The 12900-nt window shown below is 72.9% G+C and carries 8 protein-coding genes; 5 read left to right on the top strand and 3 right to left on the bottom strand.

The features are described 5' to 3' along the window. Positions 1-14 precede the first annotated feature (14 nt). From ACSC1Q_RS12650 to ACSC1Q_RS12635, 4 genes are all read left to right on the top strand, one after another. Positions 15-1376 carry a SagB family peptide dehydrogenase gene (locus ACSC1Q_RS12650; protein WP_436758870.1) on the top strand — a complete coding sequence of 454 codons (1362 nt, stop codon included), beginning with the start codon at positions 15-17 and terminating at the stop codon, positions 1374-1376. Between the two features lie 108 nt (positions 1377-1484). Further along, entirely contained in the window at positions 1485-2297 is an 813-nt protein-coding gene (locus tag ACSC1Q_RS12645) for a biotin/lipoyl-containing protein (protein ID WP_436758869.1), read from the top strand. Positions 2298-2313: 16 nt separating this feature from the next. After that, entirely contained in the window at positions 2314-4566 is a 2253-nt protein-coding gene (locus ACSC1Q_RS12640; protein ID WP_436758868.1) for an NHLP family bacteriocin export ABC transporter peptidase/permease/ATPase subunit, read from the top strand. Then, entirely contained in the window at positions 4563-7454 is a 2892-nt protein-coding gene (locus tag ACSC1Q_RS12635) for an NHLP bacteriocin export ABC transporter permease/ATPase subunit (RefSeq protein WP_436758867.1), read from the top strand. Before ACSC1Q_RS12640 ends, ACSC1Q_RS12635 begins: the two co-directional genes overlap by 4 nt. Positions 7455-7639: 185 nt before the next feature. Here ACSC1Q_RS12635 and ACSC1Q_RS12630 read toward each other — a convergent pair whose 3' ends face one another. The 3 genes from ACSC1Q_RS12630 to fusA all read right to left on the bottom strand — a co-directional run bounded on the left by ACSC1Q_RS12630 (position 7640) and on the right by fusA (position 11003). After that, a complete protein-coding gene (locus ACSC1Q_RS12630) occupies positions 7640-8278 on the bottom strand; it encodes a hypothetical protein (RefSeq protein ID WP_436758866.1) in 639 nt (212 codons plus the stop codon). 16 nt (positions 8279-8294) lie between these two features. Beyond that, complete coding sequence (locus ACSC1Q_RS12625) at positions 8295-8699, bottom strand: DUF4259 domain-containing protein (RefSeq protein ID WP_436758865.1); 405 nt, start codon at positions 8697-8699, stop codon at positions 8295-8297. A 195-nt stretch (positions 8700-8894) separates the two neighbouring features. Then, complete coding sequence (gene fusA, locus ACSC1Q_RS12620) at positions 8895-11003, bottom strand: elongation factor G (protein WP_436758864.1); 2109 nt, start codon at positions 11001-11003, stop codon at positions 8895-8897. Between the two features lie 721 nt (positions 11004-11724). Between fusA and ACSC1Q_RS12615 the strand changes: the two genes are divergently transcribed. Beyond that, entirely contained in the window at positions 11725-12852 is a 1128-nt protein-coding gene (locus ACSC1Q_RS12615) for a pectinesterase family protein (protein ID WP_436758863.1), read from the top strand. Positions 12853-12900: the final 48 nt, after the last annotated feature.

Below are 12900 nucleotides of genomic sequence, written 5' to 3'. Positions count from 1 at the left end.
GACGGACGGTCCCCATGAATCCCATCATCGTCTCCCGGCTCCGCCGGGGCGCGTCGTTCTCCGGCGAGCGCATCCAGCTCGTCACCACGGTCCTCGACCTGAGGAACCTGTCCCAGGGACAGGCCACGGCACTGAAACTGCTCGCCGAGGGCGACCACGACGACGCCGCCCTCGCCGCCGCGGTGACCACCGCGGACGGCGAGGCGGGGCTGCTGCGCTGGCACCTGCTGTTCCGCGGGCTGAACAACTCCGGGATGGTCGAGCACGCCGTGCAGGCGGACGGCGCCGTCACGGCCAGGCTCTACCCGGTCGGCCGGGGCTCGACGATGCCGGTGGCGGCCCCGTCCGGGCCCGTACGGCTGTCGCGCTTCGCCGAGGCGCGGATGGTGGACGGCACGCTGACCCTGCGGGCCCCCGGCCGTCACCTCGCCGTCGAGCTGATGCCGGGGACCGCCGGGCTGCTCGACGAGCTGGCGACCTGGAACACCGGGACGCCCGCCCCGCTGCTGCGGCTGCTCGCCACGGCCGGCCTGCTGGCCCCGGGCGGCCCGGACGGGGACCCGGAGACGACCGAGCGCTCCTACGCGCAGTGGCACCCCGCCGACCTGGCCTTCCACTCCCGTACCCGCTTCCCCGCCACGGCCTCCGGGTACGGCGGGACCTACCCCCTCGGCGACCGTTTCCCGCCTGAACCGGTCTCCCCCGAGCCCTCGGGCCTCAGGACGGTCACGCTGCCGGTGCCCGACCTGGACGAGATCGCGGCCAGGGAGCCCTCGTTCACCGAGGTGCTCGAACGGCGCACCTCGATCCGCGCCCACGACCAGGAGGCGCCGATCACCCTCGGCCAGCTCGGCGAGCTGCTCTACCGGAGCCTGCGCAGGCGCGGCACCATGACGGGCAGCGACGGCCAGCGGCTGGCCAGCCGGCCGTACCCGAGCGGCGGGGCCGTCCACGAGCTGGAGGTCTACCCGCTGGTCTCCGCGTGCGAGGGACTGCCTGCCGGGCTGTGGCACTACGCGACCGACCGGCACGAGCTGGAGCTCGTCGCCGAACCGGGCAAGGCCACCGACGCTCTGGTCAGGGAGGCGCGGAACGCCGCGATGATGGAGGCGGACCCGCAGGTGGTACTGCTGGTGGCGGCCCGGTTCGGCCGGGTGATGTGGAAGTACGAGACCGTCGCCTACCCGCTGGTGCTCAAGCACGTGGGTGTCCTCTACCAGACCCTCTACCTGGTGGCCACCGCGATGGACCTGGCCGTGTGCGGCCTGGGCGGCGGGGACACCGGGGCCTTCGCCACCGCCTCGGGACGCGACCCGCTCCTTGAGGGCACCGTCGGAGAGCTCGTCCTCGGCTCCCGGCCCCGGACGGAGGAGTAGACCGTGACGAGACTCCACCACCGGCCCTGGACAGAGCACCGACCCCGGACAGAGGGGCAGACCCCGATGAGACTCCGCTCCCGGCCCCGGACAGAGGGGTAGACCGCGATGAGATTCCGCTTCCAGGCGCTGCAACGGATGCGCGAACCCGACGAGCTGGACTCCCCCACCCTGCTGGCCACCCCCCGGGGCTGGATCGCGGTCTTCGTCGTGATGATCGTGATGGCCGGCGGGCTGGTCTGGGCGTTCGCCGCCGAGCTGCGCATCTCGGTCGCCGCCCCGGGTGTCCTCACCCACCCGGGCGGCACCGCCCGCATCCAGAGCCACTACTCCGGCCTGGCCCGCCGCGTCCTGGTCCGGCCGGGCGACCGGGTGATCGTCGGCCAGTCCGTCGCGGAGCTGCAGGAGGCCGACGGCAAGACCCGGGAGGTGGCGAGCCCGTTCACCGGCCAGGTGGTCGGCACCACGATCAACGACGGCCAGGTCGTCGCCGTCGGCACCACGGTCGCCACGGTCGAGCGGACCGACCTGCCCGACGACCGCCTGGTCGCCATGGTGTTCGTGCCCGCCGACCGGGCCGCGTGGATCGCCCCCGGCCGCCCGGTCGACCTGGAGGTGTCCACCGCGCCCGCCGCGGCCTTCGGGCTGCTGCGCGGCACGGTCACCTCGGTCAGCCGCTATCCCCTGACCGGTGAGGCGCTGGCCGGGCTGGTGGGCGGCGACCTGGCCGCCAAGCGGTACGCCGCCGTCCAGGCCCCCCTGATGATCATCGTGGACCTGATCCCCAAACCGGGCGCGCACTCGGGGTACACCTGGTCGACCGCGCAGGGCCCGCCCGTGCGGCTCGACTCCCAGGTGACCGTGTCGGCCTCCATCCATCTGGGCGAGCAGACGCCGTTCGACCTGGTGCTCGGGCGCTGAGCGGAGGAGGGGACCGATGACGAACACCACACTGAAGCCCGCGAAATCCGCCAAGACCGCCAAGCCCGCGTCCAAGAAGCAGCCACAGCCCCCGCGCCCCCGCAGGAAGAACCGCCACCGGGTACCGACCGTGATCCAGATGGAGGCGGTCGAGTGCGGCGCGGCCGCGCTGGCGATGGTCCTGGGCCACTACGGCAAGCACGTCCCGCTCGAAGACCTGCGCGGCCGCTGCGGGGTGTCCAGGGACGGGTCCAAGGCGTCCTCGATGCTCGCGGCGGCCCGCTCCTACGGAATGATCGCCAAGGGCTTCCAGGTCGAGGCCGAGCTGCTCCGCGACCAGACGGGCCCGGTGATCATTTTCTGGGCGTTCCAGCACTTCATCGTGGTCGAGGGGCTGGTGACCCGGTTCGGCCGGACCATGGTCGCGGTCAACGACCCGTCGTCGGGCCCGAGGCTGATGGAGTGGTCGGAGTTCGACTCCGGCTTCACCGGGATCATGCTGACCTTCGAGCCCGGGCCCGACTTCAAACGGGGCGGCGAGCGCGCCAAGCTCAGCAAGGCGCTGCTCCAGTGGCGGCTGCCGTCGGGGCGCGCCCTGCCGCTGGTGCTGCTGGCCAGCGTGCTGCTGCTCCTGCCCGGCATCGCGGGGCCCGCCTACTACCGGGTCTTCATCGACCGGGTGCTGACCGGCAACTCCCCCGGCGTCCTGCCACCGCTGCTGATCGTGATGGCGTTCACCGCGGCGGCCGTCTTCGTGCTGACCTCGGTGCAGCAGTACTACCTGTTACGGCTGGAGATCAGGGTCGGGCTGGTCGGCTCCGCCCGCTTCTTCCGGCACCTGCTGCGGCTGCCCATCGAGTTCTTCCTGCAACGCCGCCCGGCCGAGGTCGCCAAGCGGATCTCCACCAACGACACCGTGGCCGAGATCCTCTCCCGCGACCTCGCGCTGACCGTGATCAACATGGTGCTGGTGGTGTTCTACGCCGCCCTGCTGGTCCGCTACGACGTGCTGCTCGGCGTCATCGGCGTCGGCATGGCGGCGCTGAACATCCTGGTGCTGCGCTGGGTCGCCCGCGCGCGCAAGGACGCGGTCACCGCGCTCCGTACCGACCGGGGCAACCTCACCGGCACGACCTTCGCCACGCTCAGCATGATCGAGACGGTCAAGGCCACCGGCGCGGAGCCCGACGCCTTCACCCGCTGGGCGGGCTTCCTCGCCAAGGTCGTCTCCGCGCAGCAGCGGCTCGGCGTGCCCACCGCGGTGCTGGTCGTCGTACCGCCCCTGCTCGCCACCGTGAACACCGGCCTGATGCTGCTCATCGGCGGGCTGCGGGTGGTGGAGGGCCTGCTCAGCATCGGCATCCTCATCTCCTTCCAGACCCTGCTCGCCGCGCTCAGCAGGCCGGTCACCCAGCTCACCAACCTCGGCGGACGCCTGCAGGACCTCAGCGCCGACGCCAAGCGCATCCACGACGTGGAACGGCACCCGATCGCCCGCTGCTTCGAGCGCACCGGCGACGAGACGGAGATCACCACCCGCCTGGAGGGCCGCCTCGAACTGCGGGAGGTCACCTTCGGGTACGGCCCGCTCACCGATCCCATCATCGAGAACCTCTCGCTGAGCATGACACCGGGCAGCCGGGTCGCGATCGTGGGCGGCTCCGGCAGCGGGAAGTCCACCCTGGGCCGCCTGCTCACCGGCCTGTACGAACCGCGCTCCGGGCAGATCATGCTCGACGGCCACCCGCTGGACGAGATCCCGCGCACCGTGCTCGCCAGCTCGATGGCCTACGTAGACCAGGACATCGTGCTGTTCGCCGGGACCGTGCGCGACAACCTCACCCTGTGGGACGAGGCGGTCCCCGACGAGGTGGTGCTCGCCGCGCTCCGCGACGCCGCCGTCTACGACGCCGTGCTGGCCCGCCCCGGCGGGATCAACTCGTTCGTCCGCGAGGACGGCCGCAACTTCAGCGGCGGCCAGCGGCAGCGGCTCGAACTGGCCCGCGCGCTCGCCGCGGAACCGACCCTGCTCATCCTCGACGAGGCCACCAGCGCCCTGGACCCGGAGACGGAACGCGTCATCATGGACAACCTGCGCCGCCGGGGCTGCGCCTGCCTGCTGATGGCCCACCGGCTGTCCACCATCCGCGACGCGGACGAGATCATCGTCTTGGACCGCGGCCGGGTCGCCGAACGCGGCAGCCACGAGGAGCTGCTCGCCGCCGACGGCATCTACACGCGGCTGTTCAACACCGGAGGAGGACTGTGAGCCCCACAGCGCTTACAGCGCTCGCCGGGATCGCCATCCCGATGGACCTCGGCACCGACCGATTCACGATTCTCGACAACCCCGGGCGGATGCTGCTGGTCGAGTCGGGCACGGTGGACCTGTTCGCGGTCAGGACCGCCGACGGCGAGCTGGAGGGGCGCTGGAACTTCCTGGGCCGGGCCGAGGCGGGCACGGTGCTGGCCTGCGGAGTGCCGCCCGGCCCGCGCCACGTGATCGTGGCCCGCCCGGTGCCCGGCGCCGAGCTGGCCGACGTCCCGGCCGCGATGCTGCACGACCTGCCCGCCGAGGCCGCCGCCTGGCTGGTCAAGGGGCTCGGCCGCGGCATCGAGCTGCTCGCCGAGGCGCTGCCCGCCACCCTGCCGCCCCGCCAGTTCGTCCCGCTGCCCGCCAACGGGACCGCCGAACTGGACGCGGGCCGTACCCTGCGGTCGGTCGACGGCGTGCGCTGCGTGCGCGTCGAGGAGGGTGAGGTGGGGATCGGCAACAGCGAGGGCCTGGTGCTCGGCGCGGGCACCGACATCTGCCTTACCGAGCGGGACTGGCTCACCGCCCGCACCAGGATCAGGCTGCGGACCCGCTCGCTGCACTCGGTCTTCGAAGAGGGCCTGCTCTGCGAGTTCCTCGCCGCCCACGCCGTCCGGCTGCTCGCCACCGTCGACGAACGCCTCGAACGGCAGCTCGACGAGGAACGCGCCGCGCTGACCGGCCTGCGCGACCGCGAGAGCACCGTGCTGACGCAGGCCGTACGGAGCTTCGACGCCGTACTGCGCGACACCGAGGTCCAGGTCAAGCTCGCCGACGTGGCGAACGACCCGCCCGCCCTGGCCGCGGCCCGGCTGGTCGCGGCGCACCTGGGCTTCGAGGTCCGGCCGCCGGTACGGCACGGCGGCCAGGACAGCCCGATCGGCGACCTGCAGGCGATCGCGATCGCCTCCGGCGTGAGGACCCGGGTGGTCCGGCTGGACGGCCCGTGGTGGAAACAGGACCTGGGACCCATGGTGGGCAGCACCTCCGCGGGCCGTCCCGTGGCGCTGCTCACCATGGGCCACGGCTACGTCATGGTGGACGACGGCGTGCTCACCCCGGTCACCGCGACCGTCGCCCGCGGCCTGGAGAAGCGGGCACACGTGCTGTACCGGCCGCTGCCCGCCTCGGTCAAGACCATCGGCGCGCTGCTGCGCCTGGGGTTCCTCGACAGCGGCAACCATCGTGACCTGCTGCGGTTCGCCGCCATGGGGGTGCTCGTCGCCCTGCTCGGGCTGCTCGTCCCGATCATGACGGGCAAGGTGCTCGGCGTGTTCACGGTTCGGGCCGAACTCGACCTCATCGTCGAGGGCTCCCTGCTGGTGATCGGCTCCGGGTTCGTGATCGCGGCCCTGTCTGTGGTGCAGAACATCGCGGTGCTGCGGGTCGAGAGCCGCACCACCTCGGCCCTGCAGTCGGGCCTGTGGACCCGGCTGCTCTCCCTGCCCGCCGGATTCTTCGCCCGCTACTCGACCGGCGAGCTGGGCACCACGGTGCTGGGCATCAGCTCGGCGCAGGAGATGCTCTCCGGGATGCTGACCACGGCCACGCTGGGCCTGCTCACCGGCTCGGCCAACCTGGTCCTGGTCTACTTCTACGACGTGCGTCTCGCCCTGGTCGCCACGGCGCTCATGCTGTTCGGGCTCGGGTTCGCCATCGTCGCGGGGCGGCTGCAGCTGCGCTGGCAGCGGCAGGCCTACGAGCACGAACGGACCATGTCGGCCCGGGTCTTCCAGATGCTCACCGCGATGCCGAAGCTGCGGGCCGCAGCCGCCGAGGAGCGGGCGTTCGCCGAGTGGACGCGCGAGGTCACCAGGGGCCGCTCGCTGACCGCCTCGGCCCGCCGCATCCAGAACGCGGTGACCACGTTCAACGCCGGATTCCCGCTGGTCTGCACGGCGGTCGTGTTCGCGGTGGTGGCCGGGCCGATGGCGGGCCAGATCTCGGTCGCCACGTTCCTGCCGTTCTTCACCGCGCTCAGCCTGCTGCTCGCCTCCAGCCTCCAGTTCACCGCCGCCGCCGTCACCGCGATGGGCGTCGTGCCGATGCTGGAGAACATCAGGCCGATCCTGGAGGCCAGGCCGGAGACCGACGGCACCAAGGCCGACCCCGGCGACCTGTCGGGACGGCTCGGGCTCAGCAAGGTGTCGTTCCGCTACGGCCAGGACGGGCCGCTCACCCTCGACGGCGTCGCCCTCTCGATCGAGCCCGGCGAGTTCGTGGCCCTGGTCGGCCCCTCGGGCAGCGGCAAGTCCACGGTGCTGCGGCTGCTGCTCGGCTTCGAGACCCCGCTGTCGGGCACCGTGCTCTACGACGGCCAGGACCTCGCCGAACTCGACGTCTCCGCGGTACGCCGCCAGTGCGGGGTGGTGCTCCAGAACGGCGCGCTGCAGGCGGGCAGCATCCAGGCCAACATCGTCGGCAGCGGCATCCACACCGTGGACGACGCCTGGGCGGCGGCCGAGATGGCCGGGCTCGCCGACGACATCAGGGCGATGCCGATGGGCATGCACACGGTGCTCTCCGAGGGAACCAGCACGCTCTCCGGCGGCCAGCGGCAACGCCTCATGATCGCCCGCGCGCTGGTCGCCCGGCCCCGCATCGTGTTCTTCGACGAGGCCACCAGCGCGCTGGACAACCCCTCCCAGAGCCGGGTCGCCGAGAGCACCCGCCGCCTCAACGCCACCCGGGTGGTGATCGCCCACCGGCTCTCCACGGTGGTGGCCGCCGACCGCATCGTGGTGATGGACGAGGGGCGGATCGTCCAGCAGGGCACCTACGACGACCTCCTCGCCGACCGGGACGGCCTCTTCGCCCGCCTGGCCACCCGCCAGCTCTCCTGACCGGAGGACACGCCGGGCGCCCGCCGAGCCTCACGCCCGGCGGGCGCGGGCTCCCACCGGCTCCCGTGACCTGCGGGCGCACCCGGAGAGCGGCCGCCCACCGGCTCTCCTGACCAGAGGACACACCCCGGGAGGACGTACGGGCGGGTGCCGTCGAGTCTCCCCGGCGTCTCGCTCGGACGCGGTCAGAGCATCAGCGCGAGGACCGCCCACGCCACGCCCGCTCCGGCCGCCGCGCCCGCGACGACCTGGGCGGGCGTGTGGTGGGAGACGCGCACCCGGGCCCACCCGATCACACCGACGAGGACCGCGCCCACCGCGAGCGTGACGACGGCGGGCAGCACGTGCGCCAGCACCACCGCCGCCCCGGCGGCCACCCCAGTGTGGAAGGAGATCTTCCATCCCAGGGTGATCGCCCCCATGACCACGACCCAGCCGAACATCACCGCCGCCGTCGCCGTCACGACGGCCGGCGCGTCCAGCAGGACGAGCAGCGCCAGACCGGCCGCCACGGTGACCAGGCCGACGAGCATCGGCCCCGTACGGGATCTCCGGTCGACCAGGTGCATCGAGTCGAGGCGGCCCCGCCGCACACCGACCGCGATCACCCCCACCGGCGCACCGGCGCACAGGACCGCCGCGAGCAGACCCCACAGCGCGCCCGCCCATCCGTGGGCGAGCAGCCCGGCCACGGGCGGCAGCGCGATCACGACGTACTGGGGAGCGGCCACCTCGGTCACCACCCACGCGAGACCCCCGCGCCCCGCTCCGGCCTCCGCTCCGCCCCCCGCGTCCTGCCCGGGTGCCTCACGCCGATCGGTCATGCCGCTCCTCAGCGGGTCAGGCCAGGGCCTGGCGGTAGGGGACGAGGGTCGCGAGCCATTTGTCCAGGGAGCCGGAGTCGTCCCACAGCTCGTACAGCTCGTTGTCGCCGGGGCGGGCCGCCCGGTCGACGGTGTCCCGGGCGAGGTCGCGGAGCTCGGTGGACGCCTCGAAGGGGTTGCCCTCCAGCCACCGGGCGGCGGCGACGTCCGGTTCTGTGCCGATCACGCGGGCGCCGACCAGGCAGGCCACCGCCACGGCCTCGCTCATCTCCGGCCCCTCCACGTAGTCGTCCTGGTCGAGGATCTCCCGCATCACCACGGCGAGCCGGCCCGCCAGGTCCGTGTCCTTGTCGTCCTCAAGGTCGTCCAGCCGGTCGAGAGCCCCGTCGTTGTCGAACGGTCCTGTGCCCCACGCGCCCATGTCGGTCTCCCACCCGCTCTTCTGATCGGTCGATCGGATGGTAGGGATCGCCTGCGACATTTCACATCCCGGCCGGTCGATCATCGTCGGGATGAGGCAGCATAGCCCGGCGGGAGGGCGGCACGGCACGCCGCCGGACGACGACCCCGCCCGAGGGCGAGGCCGTCGCCGGTCCCTGCTGGTCCCTGCCGGGTCCTATCGGGGTGGCGTCCCGTCGGGTATCGCGCCCGGCGGCACCGGGGCGTACCCGGTGGCCCGGGTGGTGAAGGTGCCCCGGCCCCGGGTCCGGCCGCGCAGCCGGGTCGCGTAGCCGAACAGCTCGGCCAGCGGCACGGTCGCGGTGATCACCACCGTCCCGGCCCGCGCGGTCGAGCCGGAGACCCGGCCGCGCCTGGCCGCCAGGTCGCCCAGCACCCCACCGGCGGCGTCGCCGGGCACGGTGGCCGTGACCTCGACCACCGGTTCCAGCACCACCATCGCGCTGGCCCGCAGCGCCTCGCGCAGCGCGAACCGGCCGGCCGCGCGGAACGCCATCTCCGAGGAGTCCTTGGGGTGGGTGGCCCCGTCGGTCAGCGTGACCCGCAGGCCGGTCACCGGATGCCCGCCGAGGGGACCCTCGGCCAGCGCGTCCCGGCACCCCGCCTCCACCGCCCGTACGTACTCCTTCGGCACCCGCCCGCCGACGACGGCCGAGCCGAACACGAAACCCGCCGCGTCCGGGGCGGCGTCCGGTGGCTCCAGCGGTTCCACGTCGAGGACGACGTGAGCGAACTGACCGGCGCCGCCGTCCTGCTTGACATGCCGGTACAGCAGCCCGGACACCCCGCGCACGACCGTCTCCCGGTAGGCCACCTGCGGCCGCCCGACGCCGACGTCCAGCCCGTGGGCGCGGCGGATCTTCTCCACCGCGACCTCCAGATGCAGCTCGCCCATCCCCGACAGCACCGTCTGACCGGTCTCGGGGTCGGCCCGGACCACCAGCGAGGGGTCCTCCTCGACCAGCCGTGCCAGCGCCGACGCCAACCGGCCGGTGTCGGTGCTCCTGCGGGCCTCGACCGCGACGGAGACCACCGGATCGGCCACGACCGGCGGTTCGAGGACCAGCGGCGCCGAGGGGTCGCACAGGGTCGCCCCGGTGCGAGCCGCCTTCAGCCCGACGACCGCGACGATGTCCCCGGCCACCGCGAGGTCCACCTCGGTGTTCCGGTCGGCCTGCACCCGCAGGATCCGGCCGATCCGCTCGGTACGCCGCGCGCCCGCGTCCAGCACCGTGTCTCCCTTCCGGATCGTCCCCGAGTAGACGCGCAGGTAGGACAGCCTGCCGGTGGTGGTCGAGCTCACCTTGAACACCAGCGCGGCGAACGGCGCCGCCGGGTCGGCGGCCCGCTCCCGCACCACGCCTTCCCGGACACCGTCCTCGGTGCCGCGCACCGGCGGCACGTCCAGCGGCGAGGGCAGGTAGGCGACGACGGCGTCCAGCAGCGGCTCGATCCCCCGGTCGCGGTAGGCGGATCCGCACAGCACCACCACGCCCTCACCCGTACGGGTCAGGTCGCGCAGCGCGGCGACGAGGGTCGGCGCGGAGATCGCCGACTCCGCGCAGAACTCCTCCAGCGCGGCCGGGTGCAGTTCGGCCACCGCCTCCTCCAGCAGCCTCCGGCGCCGGCGCGCCTCCTCCAGCAGGGCGTCCGGCACCGGCCCCTCCTCGAAGGTGTCGCGGCCTCCGGCCCAGACCAGCGACCGCATGCGCGGCAGGTCCACCACGCCGGTGAACCCGTCCTCCCGCCCGATCGGCAGCTGGACGACGAGCGGGACCACCCGCAACCGGTCGCGGATCGACGCGACCGCCACGTCGAGGTCGGCGCCGGCGCGGTCGAGCTTGTTGACGAAGGCGATCCGCGGCACGCCGTGCCGGTCGGCCTGCCGCCACACCGACTCGCTCTGCGGCTCGACGCCCGCGACGGCGTCGAACACCGCGATCGCGCCGTCGAGCACCCGCAGCGAGCGCTCCACCTCGTCGGAGAAGTCGACGTGGCCCGGGGTGTCGATCAGGTGGATGCGGTGGCCGTCCCAGGCACAGCTCACCGCCGCGGCGAAGATGGTTATCCCACGGTCGCGCTCCTGGGAGTCGAAGTCGGTGACGGTCGTCCCGTCGTGCACCTCGCCACGCTTGTGGGTGGCGCCGGTGACGTACAGGATCCGTTCGGTGACGGTGGTCTTGCCCGCGTCGACGTGGGCGAGGATGCCCAGGTTGCGGACGCCGGTCAGCGAGTCGGTGATGTGGTGACGCAGGTCGGTACGCACGGCCCGTGGCCCTTCGGAGTGATCCGGACAGGACGGCGCGATTCCCGGACGGCACGACCCGAGGTCAGGTCGTGATAAGACCCCTGGCGCGGGGCGCGGGGGCGCCCGCCCGGCTCCCGGCGTGGCACGGCCACGGGGGACACGCGGGGACACGCCCCATCGGGCGGGCGGGGGTCAGAGGTTCGTCACGGGTGTTCGGCGCGGGCCGCGCGGCCGGCGCCGGGGACCGGCGAAGACACCAGGATCACGTCATAGCGTGACGGGGGAACGACCACGGCGGTGCGGTGACGCACGACATGCTCCCCTCACTGGTCAAGGCGCGCGCCACGGTGTCGTGGCAGCGCGTGATCTGTGGCGAGTGTACTGAGCCCTGCACGGGCGGGAAAGCGGTTTTCTCGCCGGTGGCGCCCCTGGCCTGACCGGCGTTCCGGCTCACGCGGAAAGCGATCCACCTCTGGTTCGGCCGGCTTCACCGGCGTGTGAGGCATTCCAGCCGTCCCTGAAAGTTTCATATCCCAGGTGGCGGATGTCGTTTTCTCTGGTTCCTCCGGGAGTGACATCGGCGTCGCGTCTTCATCTGTGATCACGCGCACGACCCGACTCACCCCTTAAATCACATCAGCGACAAATCCTGACTATTGACACCACTTTCTGATTTATCTAACTTCCTTTTGTTGCTTCAAAGGAAGCTTTTCACGTATGTGAACACGGGAGTGTGTCCATGACGCCCCAGAGTCCGCTGTTCGGCCGGCGCCGGACGCTGGCCGGAGCCGCGGCCGCGGCCCTCGGCCTCGCGCTCGTCCCGGCGGTCGGAACGGAGGCCGGGGCCGCCACCCGGCACCCGTTCGGGCCGTACGGATCACCGCGGCACCGGCGGAACGAGCGCACGCTGTACGTCGACCCCCAGGGCCGGGGCGACCACCCGACCGTCCAGGCCGCCGTCGGCGCGACGCCCGACGCCCCGGAGCGGGGCTGGACCCTGGTGATCGCGGCCGGGACCTACCGCGAGACGGTGCTGGTCCCCCAGGCCAAGACCGGCCTGACCTTCCTCGGCGCCACCCGCGACGCCCGTGACGTCGTCATCGTCTTCGACAACGCCGCCGGGACGCCGAGGCCCGGCGGCGGCACGTACGGGACCAGCGGCAGCGCCACCACCACGGTCCAGGCCGACGGGTTCACGGCGGCGCACGTGACCTTCGCCAACGACTGGCTGCGCGCCGATCACCCGGAGATCACCGCGACGCAGGCCGTCGCCGTGAAGGTCATGGGCGACCGTTCCGCCTTCGAGGCGTGCCACTTCCTCGGCCATCAGGACACGCTGTACGCCGACACCCTCGACCTGGCCGCCTTCGCCCGGCAGTACTACCGTCGCTGCCACATCGAGGGCGACGTCGACTTCGTCTTCGGCCGCGCCACCGCGGTCTTCGACCGGTGCGAGCTGCGCGCCCTGCCCCGCGACGTGTCGTTCCTGCCCTGCGGTTTCGTGTTCGCGCCGAGCACCGCCGCCGCGAACCCGTACGGCTACCTCGCCACCAGGTGCCGCGTCACCGGTGACGTCCCCGACGGCTCCTACGGTCTCGCCCGCCCCTGGCGGCCGAGCGGCGACCCGACCGCCGTCCCGATGCTGACCGTGCGCGAGACCTGGCTCGGCCCCGTGATCGACACCACCGCCCCGTACGTGAACATGAGCTCGGGCTGTCCCTGGCAGGAGGCCAGGTTCGGCGAGTACCGCGACTCCGGTCCGGGAGCGGCGATCCCGGTTCCCGGGAACAGGCCGCAGCTCACCCCGGAGCAGGCGGCGGGGCGGACCATCCGTACCCACCTCGGCGACTGGGGACCGCCGATCTAGACCGGCCCCGGCCGCGCGGCCGGGTCACCACGCGTCCGGCCCGGCCCG

It is taken from the genome of Streptosporangium heterodermiicola (assembly GCF_051390675.1).
Taxonomy (GTDB): Bacteria; Actinomycetota; Actinomycetes; order Streptosporangiales; family Streptosporangiaceae; genus Streptosporangium.
The sequence above is the reverse complement of the archived record's forward strand: the minus strand, read 5'-3'. Positions and strand labels throughout refer to the sequence as shown.

Excerpts from the sequence above, each read along its gene's own strand:
- ACSC1Q_RS12650 (WP_436758870.1), top strand. The coding sequence starts at position 15 with ATGAATCCCATCATCGTCTCCCGGCTCCGCCGGGGCGCGTCGTTCTCC.
- ACSC1Q_RS12645 (WP_436758869.1), top strand. The coding sequence starts at position 1,485 with ATGAGATTCCGCTTCCAGGCGCTGCAACGGATGCGCGAACCCGACGAG.
- ACSC1Q_RS12640 (WP_436758868.1), top strand. The coding sequence starts at position 2,314 with ATGACGAACACCACACTGAAGCCCGCGAAATCCGCCAAGACCGCCAAG.
- ACSC1Q_RS12630 (WP_436758866.1), bottom strand. The coding sequence starts at position 8,278 with ATGACCGATCGGCGTGAGGCACCCGGGCAGGACGCGGGGGGCGGAGCG.
- ACSC1Q_RS12625 (WP_436758865.1), bottom strand. The coding sequence starts at position 8,699 with ATGGGCGCGTGGGGCACAGGACCGTTCGACAACGACGGGGCTCTCGAC.
- ACSC1Q_RS12615 (WP_436758863.1), top strand. The coding sequence starts at position 11,725 with ATGACGCCCCAGAGTCCGCTGTTCGGCCGGCGCCGGACGCTGGCCGGA.